At 66.3% G+C, this 17,939-nt stretch carries 10 protein-coding genes and 1 tRNA gene; 5 read left to right on the top strand and 6 right to left on the bottom strand.

The window, feature by feature from the left end; genetic code table 11:
• Positions 1-157: 157 nt before the first annotated feature.
• Positions 158-8,068 carry an SdiA-regulated domain-containing protein gene (locus WG901_RS01795; protein WP_339585311.1) on the top strand — a complete coding sequence of 2,637 codons (7,911 nt, stop codon included), beginning with the start codon at positions 158-160 and terminating at the stop codon, positions 8,066-8,068.
• Positions 8,069-8,377: 309 nt separating this feature from the next.
• Here the strand turns inward: WG901_RS01795 and WG901_RS01800 are convergent.
• From WG901_RS01800 to infA, 5 genes are all read right to left on the bottom strand, one after another.
• A tRNA-Phe gene (locus WG901_RS01800) sits at positions 8,378-8,453 on the bottom strand.
• 84 nt (positions 8,454-8,537) lie between these two features.
• The gene (gene yacG, locus WG901_RS01805; RefSeq protein ID WP_339585312.1) at positions 8,538-8,729 is read right to left on the bottom strand and encodes a DNA gyrase inhibitor YacG; all 192 of its coding nucleotides are present in this window, start codon (positions 8,727-8,729) and stop codon (positions 8,538-8,540) included.
• Positions 8,726-9,697, bottom strand: a complete 972-nt coding sequence (locus tag WG901_RS01810; RefSeq protein WP_339585313.1) for an Rne/Rng family ribonuclease — start codon at positions 9,695-9,697, stop codon at positions 8,726-8,728. Before WG901_RS01810 ends, yacG begins: the two co-directional genes overlap by 4 nt.
• The gene (locus tag WG901_RS01815) at positions 9,690-10,265 is read right to left on the bottom strand and encodes a Maf family protein (RefSeq protein ID WP_339585314.1); all 576 of its coding nucleotides are present in this window, start codon (positions 10,263-10,265) and stop codon (positions 9,690-9,692) included. Before WG901_RS01815 ends, WG901_RS01810 begins: the two co-directional genes overlap by 8 nt.
• A 22-nt stretch (positions 10,266-10,287) precedes the next feature.
• Positions 10,288-10,533, bottom strand: coding sequence for a translation initiation factor IF-1 (gene infA, locus WG901_RS01820; RefSeq protein WP_168605162.1), 246 nt, complete (start codon positions 10,531-10,533; stop codon positions 10,288-10,290).
• A gap of 267 nt (positions 10,534-10,800) precedes the next feature.
• On the opposite strand from infA, the gene WG901_RS01825 reads away from it, so the two are divergent.
• The 3 genes from WG901_RS01825 (at position 10,801) to uvrC (ending at position 16,710) form a co-directional block, all read left to right on the top strand.
• On the top strand, positions 10,801-13,356 hold the full coding sequence (locus tag WG901_RS01825) for a TonB-dependent receptor domain-containing protein (protein WP_339585315.1): 2,556 nt from the start codon (positions 10,801-10,803) through the stop codon (positions 13,354-13,356).
• Positions 13,357-13,580: 224 nt separating this feature from the next.
• On the top strand, positions 13,581-14,405 hold the full coding sequence (locus WG901_RS01830) for a flagellin N-terminal helical domain-containing protein (protein ID WP_339585316.1): 825 nt from the start codon (positions 13,581-13,583) through the stop codon (positions 14,403-14,405).
• A gap of 361 nt (positions 14,406-14,766) precedes the next feature.
• Positions 14,767-16,710: an excinuclease ABC subunit UvrC gene (gene uvrC / locus WG901_RS01835; RefSeq protein ID WP_339585317.1), complete on the top strand. Its 1,944-nt coding sequence runs from the start codon at positions 14,767-14,769 to the stop codon at positions 16,708-16,710.
• Here uvrC and WG901_RS01840 read toward each other — a convergent pair.
• The gene (locus WG901_RS01840) at positions 16,707-17,633 is read right to left on the bottom strand and encodes a polysaccharide deacetylase family protein (RefSeq protein ID WP_339585318.1); all 927 of its coding nucleotides are present in this window, start codon (positions 17,631-17,633) and stop codon (positions 16,707-16,709) included. The two genes, uvrC and WG901_RS01840, sit on opposite strands and share 4 nt — an antisense overlap.
• Between WG901_RS01840 and WG901_RS01845 the strand changes: the two genes are divergently transcribed.
• Positions 17,613-17,879 carry a hypothetical protein gene (locus WG901_RS01845; RefSeq protein ID WP_339585319.1) on the top strand — a complete coding sequence of 89 codons (267 nt, stop codon included), beginning with the start codon at positions 17,613-17,615 and terminating at the stop codon, positions 17,877-17,879. The two genes, WG901_RS01840 and WG901_RS01845, sit on opposite strands and share 21 nt — an antisense overlap.
• The last annotated feature ends 60 nt before the right edge of the window (positions 17,880-17,939 follow it).

Below are 17,939 nucleotides of genomic sequence, written 5' to 3' on the forward strand. Positions count from 1 at the left end.
ATCGGGAGCATCGCATCAGCTGCATCGCTGCGATCGGCATGGCCAGCTACACTTTTTAGTATTGGCGACTGTCTTTTTTTCTTCACGAATATTCAATCCAGTCGTCATCGATGACCCCTAGCGCCCTTAACGGAATGTTAACGAAGGGCGAATCGACGTGACCAAGCTGACCAGCACCGGGACTGCCGCGACCGAGAATTTCGACACGCTTGCGACGTCTGGACCCGCCGGCACTCTGCCCGGTGGCTGGTTCTTCGCCGAAAGCGGAACCGGCGCGAACGGCACCTACGGGGCAGGTACCGGATCGAGCAATGCCGGCGATACCTACAGCTTCGGTGCCGCCGGCAATTCCGATCGCGCATTCGGCACGCTGCTCAGTGGTGCAGTAACGCCGACGATCGGCGCCGAATTCGTCAACGAGACCAATCAGACGCTCACCTCGCTGTTGATTGCCTACACTGGTGAACAATGGCGCCTGGGTGCGGTCGGCCGTCAGGATCGTCTCGATTTCCAGATCAGCTTCGATGCGACCAGCCTGACCACGGGGACCTGGACGGACGTCAATGCGCTCGATTTCGTGTCGCCTGTGCAGGCCGGCACCGTTGGCGCGCTCGACGGCAATGCCGCCGCCAACCAGACCGCCATCTCGTCCACGATCGCTCTCGAAAGTCCGCTGGCCGCAGGTGCCAAGTTCTGGATCCGCTGGTCCGACTCCAATGCGACAAGCTCCGACGACGGTCTCGCGATCGACAACTTCTCGATCACGGCCAATCCCGGGCCGGTCGCTCCGACCCCGGGCGTGTTCGGCATCGCCGCCGGCGCGGCGGCCGAAGGCGCTGGCTTCGTCGAGCTCAAGGTCACGCGCAGCGGCGGTTCGGCCGGCGCGTCCACGCTCGACTATCTGGTGAGCGCGGGAACGGCCAGCGCTGCCGATTTCGCCGGTGGCGCGCTGCCCCAGGGCCAGGTCTCGTTCGCCGACGGTCAGACCGAGGCGACGATCAAGATCGCGGTGGTCAACGACAGCGTGAGCGAAGCCGATGAGACCTTCACGGTCACGCTCGCCAATGCCACGGCCGGCACGATCGGCACCGCCGCGGCGACGGGCAAGATCCTCAACGACGATGCCCAGCAGATCGCGATCTATGAGATCCAGGGCGAGGCCCATAAGTCGACCTATGCCGGGCAGAGCGTGACCACCACCGGTGTGGTCACCGCCGTCGCGAGCAACGGCTTCTACCTGCAGGACAAGACCGGTGACGGCAACGCGCGCACCTCCGACGCGATCTTCGTGTTCACCACGACGGCGCCGACCGTGCAGGTCGGCCACGAAGCCACCGTGACCGGCAAGGTCGAGGAGTTCCTGCCCGGCAACGCCGCCACCAACCTCACCACCACCGAAATCGTCGCGACCGCGGTGTCGGTGGCCAAAGATGCGAACGGCACCGCCGTGGTCAATGCCTTGCCCGCGACCGTGCTGATCGGCACCAGCGGCCAGCTGCCGCCGACCGACGTCTTCGACGACGACAATTTTACCGTCTACGATCCGCAGAACGACGCTGCCGACTTCTTCGAATCGCTCGAAGGCATGCGCGTGACGGTCGAAGCGCCGATCGTCGTCGATCGCACCAATTCGTTCGGCGAGACCTATGTCGTCGCTTCGGGCGGCGCCGGCGTGACCGGGCTCAACGGCCGTGGCGGCATGACCATCTCAGGCAATGCCAACGGCTTCGACGACTACAACCCCGAGCGCATCCAACTCGACGATTCCAGCCTGTCGGACTTCAAGGGCAAGTATACCCAGGGCGACGAGCTCAGCGACGTCACCGGCATCATCAGCTACGACTTCCAGTCCTACGAGCTGCTGGTGACCGGCGCGGTCACCGTGACCAAGGACGCGCCGGAGCCGACCCGCGAGATCACGACGCTGGTCGGTGACGCCACCCATCTGACCATGGCGACCTACAACGTCGAGAACCTCGACCCCAGCGACAACAAGTTCACGATCCTCGCGCGTGACATCGCTTACAACCTGCGCGCGCCCGACGTGATCGCGCTGCAGGAGATCCAGGACAAGGACGGTGCGGGCACCGGCAGCGATCTTTCGGGATACGTCACCGCCCAGGGCCTGATCGACGCGATCAAGGCGCTCGGCGGCCCCGACTATGTCTACATCGAGATCACCCCGAGCGCTGCCGGCACCACGGGCGGCGAGCCCGGTGGCAACATCCGCAACGGCTTCCTCTACAACCCCGGCCGCGTCGACTATGTCGAGGGCAGCGCGGAACTGATCACCGGCGCGGCCTTCGCCAACAGCCGCAATCCGCTGGCCGCGACCTTCGAGTTCAACGGCGAGGAAATCACTGCGATCTCGGTCCATTCGAGTTCGCGCGGCGGCAGCGATCCGCTGTTCGGCGCGACCCAGCCGCCGGTCAACGGCGCCGAGGCCGCGCGCATCGCCCAGTCGGAGGCGATCCGCGACTATGTCGAGGATCTGATCGGCGCCGATACCGCGGCGCGCGTCGCCGTGCTCGGTGACTTCAACGGCTTCTACTTCGAGCAGTCGCTCGAACTGCTCGAAGCCGGTGGGCTGCTGACCAACCTCCACCGCACGCTGCCCGAGGAAGAGCGCTACTCCTACCTGTTCGGCGGCAATGCCCAGGCGCTCGACAATTTCCTGGTCAGTGGCACGCTCTACAATTCCGCGCAGTTCGATGCGGTTCACATCAATTCCGAGCAGGCCGACACCGCCGCGCGCGGCACCGATCACGATCCGCTCGTCGCCGCGTTCGAGATCAAGGGCGAGACGCCCGCGACGCCGCTGACGGTCGACCTGTCGACCTACGTCCGCACCGGCCGCTACGACTTGCCGACCACCAGCGCTGGCGTTCCGGCGAGCAACAAGCTCGCGACCGAAGCTTCGGCGATCACCTACAACTGGGACAAGGACACGCTGTTCGTCGTCGGCGACGGCACGACCGCGATCGTCGAGATCAGCAAGACCGGCCAGCTCATCGGTTCGATGACCCTGGCCGCCGGCGCCTTCGACGACATCGAAGGCCTGGCCTATGTCGGTAACGGCAAGTTCGTCATGGTCGAAGAGCGCACGCGCAGCGTCATCAGCTTCGAATACACGGCCGGCGGTTCGCTGGTCCGCACCGATACCCAGGTGGTCAAGCTCGGCACGACGACGGGCAATGTCGGTCTCGAGGGCGTGACCTACGATCCCGCAACCGGCGGCTACATCTTCGTCAAGGAAAGCGATCCGCAGGGCATCTTCCAGACGACGGTCGATTTCGCCAACGGCACCGCCAGCAATGGATCGGCGACCACCGAGAACGCGACCAACCTGTTCGATCCCGCGAAGCTTGCCCTGGGTGACATGGCCGACGTCTTCGCGCTGGCGAACCTGTCGACGATCGGCACGTCGGAGCGCGGCAACGTGCTCGTGCTCAGCCAGGAATCGGGCAAGATCCTCGAGGTCGACCGCGCGGGCAACGTGCTCTCGTCGCTGACGATCATCGGCGACGCAGGCAACAGCGCCAACCAGCAGCAGCATGAAGGCCTGGCGATGGACAAGGAGGGTAACCTCTACGTCGTCAGCGAAAACGGCGGCGGCGATGCCAGCCATCCGCAGCTCTGGGTCTACAAGCCGTCCACCGTGCCCAACGCGGCGCCGACGGCGATCGCGCTGACCAACGCCGCGACCGAGCTCTTGGAAAACACCAGCACGGCAACGCGCCTCAAGGTCGCCGACATCACGGTGACCGACGACCAGCTCGGCAACAACGTGTTCAGCGTCACCGGCGCCGACGCGCAATACTTCGAGGCCGATGCCTCGGGGCTCTACGTCAAGGCCGGCACGGTCCTCGACTACGAGACCAAGAACAGCTTCTCGGTCACGGTCCAGGTCGACGACGCGGCCGTCGGCGGCTCGCCCGACGCGACGGTGAATTACACGCTCGCGCTCAAGGACGTGGTCAACGAGGGCAGCGGTGGCAATTCGGGCCTCTACATCTCCGAAGCTGCGCCCTGGTCGAGCGGCAACAGCCCGGTCGGCGCCGACTGGTTCGAGATCACCAACGGCGGCACGAGCGCGGTCAACATCGCCGGTTGGAAGATCGACGACAGCTCGAAGGCCTTCAGCTCGGCCGTCGCGCTCAACGGCGTCATCAGCATCGGCGCCGGGGAATCGGTGATCTTCATCGAGAGCAGCACGCCTGCGGCGATCGATGCCTTCATCAACACCTGGTTCGGCGGCGTGAAGCCCGCAGGTCTGCAGATCGGCACCTACAGCGGCAGCGGTATCGGTCTCAGCACCGAGGGCGACGCGCTCAACCTCTACGACACCACGGGCACGCTCCAGGCGAGCATCACCTTCGGTGCGGCGGATGCCACCGCGCCCTACCAGACGTTCAACAACGCCGCCGGCCTCAACAACGCTACCGTCACGACGCTCAGCGAAGTCGGCAAGAACGGCGCCTTCGTGGCCGCGCAGGACAGCAACGAGATCGGCTCGCCGGGGTCGGTCGGTCGCCTGATCGTCTCGGAGGTTGCGCCTTGGTCCAGCGGCAACAGTCCGTTCAAGGCTGACTGGTTCGAACTGACCAACACCAGCACGGTCGCGATCGACATCACCGGCTGGAAGGTCGATGACGCCTCGAAGGACTTCGCTCAGGCGCTTGCGCTCAATGGCATCACCACGATCAAGCCAGGCGAGTCGGTGATCTTCATCGAGGGCAGCGCATCGCTTGCCGCGCAATTCATCGACACCTGGTTCGGGGGCAACGCACCGGCGGGTCTGCAGATCGGCAGCTATACCGGCAGCGGCATCGGGCTCAGCGCAGATGGTGACCAGGTCAACATCTACGACGCCTCGGGCAAACTCCAGGCGAACGTCATCTTCGGCGCCTCGGACAACACCGCACCCTATTCGACCTTCGACAACACCGCCGGCCTCAACGGCACGACGATCACGCAGCTGAGCGCCACGGGCACCAACGGCGCCTTCAAGGCGATCAACGACGCCAACGAGATCGGCTCGCCGGGCGGCGTCACGCCGCCGGCTGCGTCGAACAAGGCGCCGACCGCGATCGCCCTCGCCAACGCCACGACCGCGATCGAGGAGAACACCAGCACCGCCACGCGGATCAAGGTGGCCGACATCAACGTCACCGACGATGGCCTTGGCACCAACCAGCTCAGCGTCACCGGAACCGATGCGCAGTATTTCGAAGTCGACAACACCGGCCTCTACATCAAGTCCGGCACCACGCTCGATTACGAAGCCAAGCAGAGCTACGCGGTCACGGTCTCGGTCGACGACGTCACGGTGGGCGCCACGCCCGACGCCAGCACGACCTATACGCTCGGCCTCACCAACGTCGTCAACGAGGCGCCGCAGGGCAAGATCGCGATCACCGAGGTCGCGCCCTGGTCGAACGACAACAGCCCGTTCAAGGCCGACTGGTTCGAGCTGACCAACACGAGCACGGTCGTCGTCGACATCACCGGCTGGAAGGTCGACGACAACTCGAAGGACTTCACCAAGGCGCTCGCGCTCAACGGCGTCACCACGATCCAGCCGGGCGAGTCGGTGATCTTCATCGAGGGCGCTCCCGCGATCGCCGCGCAGTTCGTCGATACCTGGTTCGGCGGCACCCTGCCGGCCGGTCTCCAGATCGGGACCTATACCGGCAGCGGTATCGGCCTCGGCGCGGGTGGCGATCAGGTCAACATCTACGACGCCTCGGGCAAGCTCCAGGCGGACGTCACCTTCGGCGCCGCGGACGGCACCGCGCCCTATTCGACCTTCGACAACACCGCCGGCCTCAACGGCACGATCACGACGCTGAGCGCCGTGGGTGCCAACGATGCCTTCAAGGCGATCAGCGACGCGAACGAGATCGGTTCGCCGGGCGGGGTCGCGCTGAACAAGGGTACCGTCGCCGACGGCTATCTGAGCGGCGCGACGGTCTTCATCGACGCCAACGGCGATGGCTTGCTGACTGCCGGTGAGGCTTCCACCACGACCGACAGCCAGGGCAAGTTCACGTTCTTCAGCAACGCCACGGGCCCGATCCGTGCGGTTGGCGGCGTGAATACCGACACGAACCTGCCGAACAACTTGGTGCTCTCCGCGCCCGACGGCGCGACCGTGGTCAACCCGCTGACCACATTGATCCAGACGCTGGTGGATAGCGGCAAGACCGCGGCCCAGGCCGAAGCGGCGGTGAAGCAGGCCTTCGGTCTCGACGCCGGGCTCGCCCTCACGCAGGTCGATCTCGTCGCAGGGGCGGCCACCCCGGGGTCGCCGGCGTTCGAAGCGCAGAAGGTGGCCGCATCGGTCGCCGAAGTGCTCAACACGGTGAAGGACAACCAGGGCAACGTCGCCGACGCGCTCACGGCGCTCGGTGAACTCGCCAAGAACGGCCAGTCGGTCGATCTGACGAAGACCGAGGTTCTCGCTGAGGTCATCGGCGCCGGCCTGCCCGGCGCGGCTCCGGCGGTACTCGAACAACTGGTCCAAGAAACGCAGGACGTCACCCAGGCGATCGACGAGGCCCAGGATCTCGGCGACATCACCGATGTCCAGGAGAACGAGGCGCCGGTCGCGGTGAACGACGCGGTCAGCGTCACGGTCGATGCGACGACGGGCAACCTCTGGTCGCAGTTGCTCGCCAACGACACCGATCCCGACGGCGCTTCGACCTTGCGGATCAAGGAGGTCAATCTGACCGGCACGCTCGGCACGGTGGTATTCGACGCGGCGACGCAGACGCTGACCTATGCGGCCGACGACGATGCCTTCGACGCCATTCCGAGCGGCGGATCGGCCAGCGACACGTTCACCTACACGGTGACCGACGAGTACGGCGCGATCCACACGGCGCAGGTGGCGGTCACGGTGAACGGCAAGCCCAACACCGCGCCGACCGATCTGGCGATCAGCCATGCCGCGGTCGCCGAGAACCTGGCTGCGGGTACGGTGGTCGGCACTCTGTCGGCCAAGGACACGGTTGGCGACGTGCTCACCTACAGCCTGACGAACAACGCCGGCGGCCGCTTCGCGGTCGACGCGACGACGGGCGTCGTCACCACGACCAAGGCCTTTGACTACGAGACCGACAAGACCTTCCAGATCACCGCGCAGGTTCGCGACAAGGCGGATGCGGTAATCGCGAAGACTATCGAGATCGCGGTCGACAACGTCAACGAGGCGCCCACCGCCAAGGCCGACGCGATCGAGATCAACGAGGACGCCACTTCGGGCAATCTCTGGTCGCAGCTGATCGGCAATGACATCGACCCCGAAGGGTTCGCGATGCTGTCGATCAGCGCGGTGAGCACGTCGGGCACCAAGGGCACGGTCCAGTTCGATGCGGTGGCCAGGACGCTGTTCTACGTCGCCGACGATGAGAGCTTCGACGATCTCGACAATGGCGCCAAGACCAGCGACAGCTTCAGCTACACGGTCACCGACGGCCAGTTCACCAGCACCGCCACCGTCCAGGTCTCGGTGGCCGGCGTTTCGGATGGCGCGATCCGTATCGGCACCTTGCGCGCCGATACGCTGACGGGCACTTCGGGCGAGGATCTCATCGGCGGCCTGCTCGGCAACGACACGCTCTACGGTCTCGACGGCAACGACAAGCTGTGGGGCGGGCTGGGCAACGACAAGCTGTTCGGTGGCAACGGCAACGACATGCTCTCGGGAGACTTCGGCAACGACGAGCTCGATGGCGGCGCCGGCGATGACATGCTGTTCGGCGATACCGGCGACGACAAGCTGACGGGCGGCGCCGGCCGCGACACCTTCGGCTTCAGCCTGTTCGGCGGCAAGGACACCATCACCGACTTCAATGTCGCCGAGGACAGGCTGATGCTCGGCTTCGGCGTCTCGGTGTCGAAGACCAAGGTCAGCGACGTCAACGGTGACGGCAAGCAGGATCTGACGCTGACCCTGGGCCTGCTCGGCCTCAATGGCACGGTCACGCTGCTGGGCGTGAAGGACTATTCGCTGGTCCAGATCGACCGCGGTGACACCTTCATCAGCCAGTCGCCGTTCTAAATGCGTCGGCCCGGTTCGCTCGGCATCTTGCCGGGCGAACTGATGTGGACGCCTTCGGCGGTATAACCTAGCACCATGATCGCAGCGAAGGTGCGGTGATTGGCCTGCTGGAGGGGGGCATCATGTCGCCCATCGAGCGGCCGCCGCCGATGCGCACGACGTCGGCCAGTCGGGTGCTGCCGCCCACTCAGAGATGATCGATCAGCAGGACAATGTTGCCGGCGGCTGCCAAGTGCTCGGCGGTGCTGTAGCCCTCGTGCCCTGCGTCGCTGCGGGCGGCAACGCGTCCGTGACGTCGAACGAGGCAGATGGTGCCCGGGGACGGAATCGAACCGCCGACACCATGATTTTCAGTCATGTGCTCTACCAACTGAGCTACCCGGGCATCGCCGCGGCGGCGGGTCCGAGAGGACCGCCGCGCGTCGGAAGCGCGCCTATGGCGAAGCCGTGGCGGCTTGGCAAGCCAGAATCATTCGTCCTGTGGAAGATCGCGGCCGGGCAGGCCTTCCTCGTCGATTTCGGCGGCGGGGCCGGGCAGGGCATAGCCGTCGTCGAGCCACTTCACGAGGTCGCGGTCGCGGCAGCGGGTCGAGCAGAACGGCGCGTGGTCTTCGGCGCGAGGCTTGCCGCAGATCGGGCATTTGCGGGTAGGACGGGTCATAGGCTGACCAGTTGGGCATAGCCGCCGTCGAGCGCAAGCGCGGGTTCGTCCTGCCACCGGATTTGTTTGCCCGCGCGGCGGGCGAGGTCGTCGCGCCACGCGGGGCGGACCGCGGCGAGCACCTCCGGATGTGCCGCGACGAGCAGTGTGCCGCCACCTTCGACCCTCTCGGCGCGGCGCAGCAGCAGGCGTGCGGCGGCGGCGGTGCGGTAGCGCGCAAGCCGGTGGAGCAGCGACGGGCGTTCGAGCCGCGCGACAAGCTGGACGAAACCGAAGCCGTTGATGGCGGTGCGTTCGTGCCGCCAGTCGCCGAGCGCCTGGGCCAAGGCCTCGTCGACCGCGCGGCGATCGGCCTTGTCCGACAGGGTCGGAAAATCGATGCCGATCGATCCACCGAGGTCGAAGCGCTGCACGGCTTGGGCCACTGCGGGGATTGCGGCCAGAGCCAGCGCGCGCAGCGGCAGGATGCCGTCGATGTCGATCAGGGTCATCGCCGGCGTCGGGCTGATCGTCAGGCTGCCGCCCGCGAAGGCGATCTCGCCGGACCAGGCCTCGGCGAAAAGCTCGTCCCAGTCAGCGTCGAAGCGTCGGACCACGCGTGCGGCCAGGCCTTCGCCGCGGATCCGCTCGGCGAGCGTCGGGGCAGGGCGGAGCGCCTGTTGCGTAGGGCGCGCCTGGGCGCGCTTGAGGCGGCCGATTTCGGCGATCGCGGCACGGGTGACGACGGCCCGCAGCGGCGCGCCCTCGCTGGCCTCGCGCGGCAACTGATCGACCAGCGCTTCCTCGCCGCTGGCGAAGCGCAGCACACCGCGTTTGGCGCCCGCGGTGCGCGAGACGAGCACGGCGTCTTCAATCTGCCCCGCCGCCAACGCGCCGGGCCAGTCGATGCGCGCTGCGATGATCGAGCCGTGTTCGGTCAGGATCGCGCGATGCTCGGCGATCCCTTCCTCGATCAGCCATTCAGGCAATGGGAAAGCCCGCGGCCTTGAGCAGCGCGCGCGTCTCGTAGAGCGGCAGGCCGACGACGCCCGAATGGCTGCCCTCGATCCAGGCGATCAGGCCTTCCGCCGCGCCCTGGATGGCATAGCCGCCGGCCTTGCCGTGCCATTCGCCGCCGGCGATGTAGCCGTCGATCTCTTCGCGCGAGAGCGTCTTGAAGCGCACCACCGTCTCGGACAGCCGCTCGCGCAGCCCACCGTCTGGCGCGCGCAGCGCCACGGCCGAGAGCACGCGGTGGCGGCGACCCGACATCAGTTCTAGGCAGTGCCGCGCGGTCGTCTCGTCCTCGGCCTTGGGCAGGATGCGCCGGCCGAGCGCGACGACCGTATCCCCCGCGAGCACGTGTTCGCCGCCGCTCGCAACCGCGAGCGCCTTTTCGCGCGCCATGCGTCGCGCATAGTCACGCGGGACTTCGGCCTTGTGCGGGGTTTCGTCGATGTCTGCGGCGGCGATCCGCGCGGGTTCTAGGCCCAGGCGCGCGATCAGTTCGCGGCGGCGCGGACTGGCGGAGGCGAGGACGAGCTTAGAGGCGCTCATGCCCGCGCGATCCGATCAAAAATCAATAGGAACCGGGGCCGCCGCGGCCGGGCATGAAGCGGTAGGTGATACGACCCTTGGTCAGATCGTAAGGGGTCAGCTCGACGAGGACTTCGTCGCCCACCAGCACGCGGATACGGTTCTTGCGCATCTTGCCCGCGGTGTGGCCGAGGATCTCGTGATCGTTTTCCAACCGTACCCGGAACATGGCGTTGGGCAGCAGCTCCACCACCTGGCCACGCATTTCGAGGAGTTCTTCTTTCGCCATCGGCGAGGGGCTTCCACTTCTCATGTCTTGATAATGCGGCGCGCCATAGCTCCGAGCGCGCCAAAAGGAAAGCCTTTGGCGGTCATCTTGCAGTCAGCCCAAATCTATTATCCGCGAGTGTATCGGCGGCGTGACAATTTGATACCCCGCGCCGGCTTGTGCCGCAGCGCCGGGTCGACCATTTGCCGGAGCCGGAGAGGGACCTGACCGAATTTCAGGGTGGAGGATTTTTCGTTGCGTCCCTTGGTACTCGTTCCCCTTGCCGTCTTGGCCGCGCCCGTCTGGGCGCAGGATGCGTCGCCGGTAGAGGCTGTGCCCGCCGAAGGTTCGCCGGCGGAAAATGGTGGCGACGACGTGCTGACCGATTCCGAGGCCGGTGAGGAAATCCGCGCGATCGGCGACGAAATCCTGGTCGTGGCCACGCGTATAAAGGGGCAGGTCGAGGCACCGCAGGCGCCGCTGCTGGTGCTCGACGAGGCCGATATCTCCTCCTATGGCGCGGCCTCGCTCAGCGAGCTGCTCGAGCAGCTGAGCCCGCAGACCGGTTCGGGGCGCGGTCGCGGTTCGGGGCAGCCGGTGGTCCTGCTCAACGGCCGGCGCATTTCGGGCTTTCGCGAGATCCGCGACCTGCCGCCCGAGGCGATCCGGCGGATGGAGATCCTGCCCGAGGAAGTCGCGCTGCGCTATGGCTATCCGGCCAACCAGCGCGTCGTGAACTTCATCCTCAAGGACAATTTCGCCAGCCGTACCGTGGCGGTCGAATACGAGCCCTCGACCCATGGCGGCACGGCCGACAGCGAGATCGAGGCTGGACTGGTGACGATCAGCGGTCAGAAACGGTTCCATCTGAACGGCCGGATCAACGATACGACCGCGTTGACTGAAGCCGAGCGCGACATCGTCCAGACCGAGCGCAACACGCCGACCGTGGCGGGCGATCCCGATCCCGCGGCCTTCCGCACCCTCGTCGATGCCAGCCACAAATATGCGCTCAACGGCACCTGGTCGACCGCGATCGGCAAAGGCGCCGATGCGGCGGCCTTCACGATCAACGGTGCGCTGACGCGTAGCGACAGCCGCTCGTTCAACGGTCTCGACACGATCGCGCTGACCGGGCCGAGCGGCACGACCGAGCGACGCAGTCTGCCCGACCCGCTGCTGCGCAAGTCGCGCTCGACCAGCTTCGAGAGCGGGCTCGTGTTCAACCGGCCACTGGGGGCCTGGCAGTTCACCGCCACGGCCGACGGCAGCTACAGTGACACTCGCACCACGGTCGATCAGCCGCGCGACGCGGTGGCGCTCGCCGCACTGGTGAATGCCGCAGCAGCAGGAACGCTGGCGCCGGGCGGTCCGCTGCCGACGCTCGCCCCTGGCATCACCGATCGCGCGCGTTCGCAGGACTACGGTCTCAATTCGCTGGCGACCCTGTCGGGCACGGTCTTTCGCCTGCCCGCGGGCGAAGCCTCGCTGACGGTCAAGGCGGGCTATTCCTACACCCGTTCGGACAACAGCGATACGCGCAGCACCGCCGATCTGAGCTTCGATCGCAGCAATGCCTCGACCGGGATCAACCTCGGCGTGCCGCTCACCAGCCGCCGCAACGGCGTGCTCGGCGCGGTTGGCGACCTGTCGCTCAATCTCAGCGCAGGCATCAGCCACCTTTCGGACTTCGGTACGCTCAAGGACTGGAGCGCCGGCTTGACCTGGGCGCCGACCGAGAAGCTCAGCCTCCAGGCCAGCTATCTGGTCGACGAGGCCGCGCCCTCGCTCAACCAACTCGGCAATCCGACGCTGATCTCTTCGAACGTCGTCGTCTACGACTTCACGCGCGGCGAGACCGCGCTGGTGACGGTCGTCAACGGTGGCAACCCGGACCTCGTGCGCGAGAAGCAGCGCGACTGGAAACTGTCGGCAAATTGGGAACTGCCCTTCCTCAAGAGCTCGAATCTCGTCGTCGAATATTTCCGCAACCGTTCGACCGACGTGACGCAGGACTTCCCGCTGCTGACCCCGGCGATCGAGGCTGCCTTCCCGGGCCGTGTCGTGCGCGATGCCGTGGGCCAACTCGTCGCGATCGATCGCCGGCCGGTGACCTTCAGCGAGGTGAAAAGTTCGCGGATCCGCTGGGGCTTCAACGTCTCGGGCACGATCGGCAAGCCGCAGCCGCAGCGGCGCGACGGCTTCATGGGCATGGGCGGACCCGGCGGGCCACGTGGAGCGGGAGCGCCGGGCGGCGGCGGTCGGCCCGGTGGCGGCATGGGGCGCGGGCCGGGTGGGGGTGGACCGCGCGGCATGGGGCCGGGCGGCCCTGGCGGACCGGGCGGACAGCCGGGCAATGGCCAGGGACGCTGGAACCTGTCGGTGTTCCACAAGGTCGAACTGACCAACACCGTGCTGATCGCGCCGGGCGGCCCCGTGCTCGATCTGCTCGACGGTTCGGCGCTCTCGGCCGGCGGCGTCGCGCGCCACGGGCTCGAGATGGAGGGCGGCGTTTTCCACAAGGGCGTCGGCCTGCGTCTCAACGGCAACTGGTCGGCACCGGTGACGGTTCGCTCGACCGGCGCGCCGGGCAGTACCGACCTGCGCTTCGGCAGCCTATTGAAGCTGAATCTGCGCGCATTCGTGAATTTCGACCAGCAGAAGAAAATCGTCGACGACGTGCCCTTCCTCAAGGGCGTGCGCCTTTCGCTCAAGGTCGACAATCTGCTCGACTCGCGCCAGCGCGTGACGGATCAGACCGGCGCCGTGCCGCTGAGCTACCAGCTCGACTATCGCGATCCCAAGGGCCGCGTGGTGGGAATCGATTTCCGCAAGATGTTCTGACGCGGCCCATCATTCCGTCGTTCGCCCGCGAAAGCTTGCCGGAAGGGCAATGCGCTCACGCCCCACGATCGGATGCGGGCGAGGGGAGGTATCCGGCAACGATTTGCCGGACCGGCAAGAGAACCGGCACTTAATTTCCGCATCTGGTTGCCGCTCTAGTTCATGGCAGCCGCATCGAACCCTTTCGGTCGGCACCCTTTTTGGGTCTACTACGGGAGTTCCACATGGCGGTTATTAACACCAATATCGGCGCGATGAAGGCGGCTAACGCCGGCAACGCTGCAGCCAAGTCTCTGGGCAACGCGATGGAGCGTCTGTCGACCGGCAAGCGCATCAACAGCGCCAAGGACGACGCCGCCGGTCTCGCGATCGCCACGACCATGACCTCGCAGGTCCGCGGCATGACGCAGGCCATCCGCAACGCCAACGACGGCATTGCGCTCGCTCAGACCGCCGACGGCGCGCTGAACGAAGTCACCAACATGCTGCAGCGCGTCCGCGAGCTGTCGATCCAGTCGAAGTCGGGCACCTACCAGTCGTCGGACCGTACCAACCTGCAGGCCGAAGTCACCGAGCTCGCTTCGCAGATCGACGACATCCTGACCAACACCAAGTTCAACGGCGTGACGCTGTTCGACAAGACCTCGGCGGGTTCGGTCCAGGTGACCATCCAGGCCGGTTCGGACTCGGGCAACACGATCACCCTGACGGTCAAGGGCATCGACGGCACCAAGGCCACCGGTACGGCGCTCGACGTTTCGACGGTCACGCAGGCCGCCACGACGATCACCAACGTCGACTCGGCACTGGCTTCGATCAACACCACGCGTGCTTCGCTGGGTGCCAGCCAGAGCCGCCTGGAATCGGCGGTCAACAACCTGACCAACAACGTGACGAACCTGTCGGACGCCCGCAGCCGCATCGAAGACGCCGACTACTCGGCCGAAACGACCGCGCTCGCCAAGGCCCAGATCGTCAGCCAGGCTTCGACGGCCATGCTCTCGCAGGCCAACCAGAGCCAGCAGAGCGTCCTTTCGCTGCTCCGCTAAGAGCACCGACGAGACCGAATACGACACCTAACGACTACACAACCGATTGATCGACTGCCGCGGGTCCCTTCCCCGCGAAACACCAGAGCCCGGCGTCCTAGCCATGTCCGCCGGGCTCGCTTCTCCGTCAAACAGGCGCGACTAGTTCCCGCGCCTCCGTCGGAAGCAGGCGATCGACAGGACAAAACAGCCGGTCCCTTCCCGGCACTCGAGCTCGGTGGCCGCCATGACCACCGGGCTCTTTTCTTTGCGGGTTCGCGCTTCCGTGTCCGGTTTCGCCTTGCGTTCACGCCGCGCTGAATCGTGGACGAGGCGCTTGCGGCCTCTCCCCAATCCCGTCCGAACGCCCTATCTGGCCTGCATGGCCCGCACCCCTGCCGGAACTCCCCACGACCCCCGAGGCGCCGAACGCTTCAACGAGGATCGCGCGACCTATACCGTGCGGGGCTCGGACCAGCCCGATCTCGAGGCTGGCGTTGCGGCGATCCGTGAGACCGTGCGGACCCTGCCGGCGCGGCCCGGCGTCTATCGCATGCAGGATGCGCGCGGCGAGGTGCTCTACGTCGGCAAGGCGCGCGTGCTGCGCAACCGCGTGGCCAATTATACCCAGGTCGATCGCCTGCCGCTGCGGCTCAAGCGCATGATCAGCCAGACGCGATCGATGACGATCGTCACGACCAATTCGGAGGCCGAGGCGCTGCTGCTCGAGGCGCAGCTGATCAAGCGCTTCCGGCCGGCCTACAACGTGCTCCTGCGCGACGACAAGAGCTTCCCCTTCATCCTGCTGCGCGCCGATCACGCCTTTCCGCGGATCACCAAGCATCGCGGCGCGCGCAAGGCCGTGGGCAATTACTACGGGCCTTTTGCCAGCGCTGGCTCGGTCAACACCACGATCAACGCGCTGCAGAAGCTGTTCTTGCTAAGGTCCTGCACCGACAGCTTCTTCAGCCGGCGCGATCGGCCCTGCCTGCTCTACCAGATCAAGCGCTGCTCGGCCCCCTGCGTCGATCGCATCGATCAGGCCGGCTATGCCGAGCTCGTCTCCGAGGCGCGGGACTTCCTCGGCGGCAAGAACCAGGCCGTGCAAAAGAAGATCGAGGCGCAGATGCGCGAGGCGGCCGAGGCGATGGACTTCGAGCGTGCCGCGATGCTGCGCGACCGGCTGCGCGCCGCGACCTTCATCCAGGGCAGCCAGGCGATCAATGCCGAAGGCCTCGGCAATGCCGATATCTTCGCCATGGCCTGCAAGGGCGGGCAGGTCGCGATCCAGGCCTTCTTCATCCGCGGGGGCCAGAACTGGGGCCACCGCGCCTTCTTCCCGACGCACACCGAGGGCCTGTCCGAAGAGGAGGTGCTGACCGCCTTCCTCGCGCAGTTCTACGAAGAGGTGCCGCCGGCGCGGACGATCCTGATCGACCGTGCGCTGCCCGAGGCCGAACTGGTGGCCGAGGCCTTCCGCGAGGCGGCGGGCGGCAAGGTCGAGATCTCGGTGCCGCAGCGCGGCGATCGCAAGCGGCTGATCCAGCAGGCGACGCGCAACGCCGCCGAAGCGCTCGACCGGCGCATGGCCGAAAGCGGCAGCAAGGCCAAGATCATGCGCGAGGTCGCCGACTTCTTCGAACTGCCGGAGGTCCCGCAGCGGATCGAGGTCTACGACAACAGCCATATCCAGGGCGCTCACGCGCTTGGCGCGATGATCGTCGCCGGGCCCGAGGGCTTCCTCAACGGCCAGTACCGCAAGTTCAACATCAAGACCGCCCAGACCAACGACGACTTTGGCATGATGCGCGAGGTCATGGCCCGCCGCTTCGGCCGCGCGATGACCGAGGACCCCGATCGCCAGAGCGGCACCTGGCCCGATCTCGTGCTGATCGACGGCGGCAAGGGACAGATGTCGGCGGTGCGCGAGGTGGTCGAGGAACTCGGGGTCGAGGACCTGCCGCTGATCGGCATCGCGAAGGGTCCGCACCACGGCCGCGACGGGCGCGAGGTGTTCCACTTTCCCGATGGCCGCGAGAAGATGCTGCCGGTCAATTCGCCCGTGCTGTTCTATCTCCAGCGTCTGCGCGACGAGGCGCACCGCTTCGCCATCGGCGCGCACCGCGCCAAGCGCAGCCGCGCGATCACGGCCTCACCGCTGGACGAAATCCCCGGCATCGGTCCCGCGCGCAAACGCGCGCTGCTGCTGCATTTCGGCACGGCGGGGAAGGTGCGTGCGGCCAGCCTCCACGACCTCCAGCGCGCGCCCGGCGTCAGCGCGGCCGTGGCCCAGACGATCTACGATTTCTATCACCCGAACGGTTAGGCGATCATCAGCATCTCGGGCGCGACGCCGACCCATTCGACATAGGACGGCGGGCTCACCCAAGGAGCGCGGGTCTTGCCGCGGAAGCGGCGCAGCAGGTCGGTGAAGCCGCTGACCTCGGCCTCGAACTCGATCTGCGAGACGCGGTTGTCGTCGAGGATTCGGGGCAGGGCCAGCAGGTTTGCACCCTTGCGCGCGAGCCCGGCCTGGCAGGTCGTCGCGCTCTTGATCGCGGCGTCTTCCAGCACCGGGCGATGGGTGTGGTGCCAGCGGCCGCTCGGATAGCAGAAATGATCGAGCGGTCGGCCGAGCAGCGGCTCGATCGCCGCCCGGTTGTCGCGCAATTCGGTGGCTGCGGCGATGGGGCACTCGGGGAATTGGTGGCGATGGGTGTGGAGCTCGATCGCCATGCCCCCGGCCTCGAGTTCGCGCGCCTCTTCGGGGGAGATCAGGCTGAACTGGCGGCCCTTGCGGATTTTCGCGTAGTCGACGTCGAGCGCTTCGCCCAGACGCTGCGACAACGCGACCCTGCCGGCTTCATCGAGCTGGGTCGTGCCATGGGCGAAGATCTGCGCACTGGCGGCCGCGCGGTTTTCGGGTGTGAGATCGAATGCCGACGCTTCGGCCAGCGCCGTGACGCCGAGCCGTGACAGGTCGACCCGGCGCTTCGGCGATTTCCAGCACATGTAGTCGACCGCGAGTTGGAAGATCGGGGTCGACTTCTCGAAGTAGTAGGATGTCAGATAGAGCGTGGAGGGGAAGGCGTAGCGGTGCAGGACTTCGCGCGCGATGGCGTGGACGCTGTGGAAGCCGTCGTCGATCGTGATCGTTACGGGATCGCGCGGCAGGCTGCCGTCGGCGAGCCGATCGACAGCCTCGCTCAGCGGCAGGACCGTATAGCCGTGATCCTTGAGATAGCGCATCCGCCGGTCGAGGAAGCCGCGCTGGACGAACAGAGAACCACGGAACTGGTCTTCATCGTCAAGCGCGAAGCCGTGATAGCAAAGAATGCGAAGATCCTGGCGCGTGAAACGCCGTGCCAGAGTGAAAAGCCCGGCCAGCTTGCACAAATGGAATATCGTAAGGATCAACCGTCGCTTGATCACTGCCGCCACCCGTATTCCCAGCGGGGCATCCCTGATACGCCCCTTCAGGGCACCGGCCTATAAATTCAACCGTTAAACAACCGATGTTTTTTGGCCTAAGGTGCCCTTCGGAAACACTTTATT

The sequence above is a fragment of the Novosphingobium anseongense genome, from assembly GCF_037482895.1.
GTDB classification, from domain to species: Bacteria; Pseudomonadota; Alphaproteobacteria; order Sphingomonadales; family Sphingomonadaceae; genus Novosphingobium; species Novosphingobium anseongense.

What these genes read in the sequence shown, in the direction of transcription:
- WG901_RS01830 (WP_339585316.1), top strand. Translation starts at nt 13,581, where the DNA reads ATGGCGGTTATTAACACCAATATCGGCGCGATGAAGGCGGCTAACGCC.
- yacG (WP_339585312.1), bottom strand. Translation starts at nt 8,729, where the DNA reads ATGACCCGTCCTACCCGCAAATGCCCGATCTGCGGCAAGCCTCGCGCC.
- uvrC (WP_339585317.1), top strand. Translation starts at nt 14,767, where the DNA reads ATGGCCCGCACCCCTGCCGGAACTCCCCACGACCCCCGAGGCGCCGAA.
- WG901_RS01840 (WP_339585318.1), bottom strand. Translation starts at nt 17,633, where the DNA reads ATGCGCTATCTCAAGGATCACGGCTATACGGTCCTGCCGCTGAGCGAG.
- infA (WP_168605162.1), bottom strand. Translation starts at nt 10,533, where the DNA reads ATGGCGAAAGAAGAACTCCTCGAAATGCGTGGCCAGGTGGTGGAGCTG.
- WG901_RS01815 (WP_339585314.1), bottom strand. Translation starts at nt 10,265, where the DNA reads ATGAGCGCCTCTAAGCTCGTCCTCGCCTCCGCCAGTCCGCGCCGCCGC.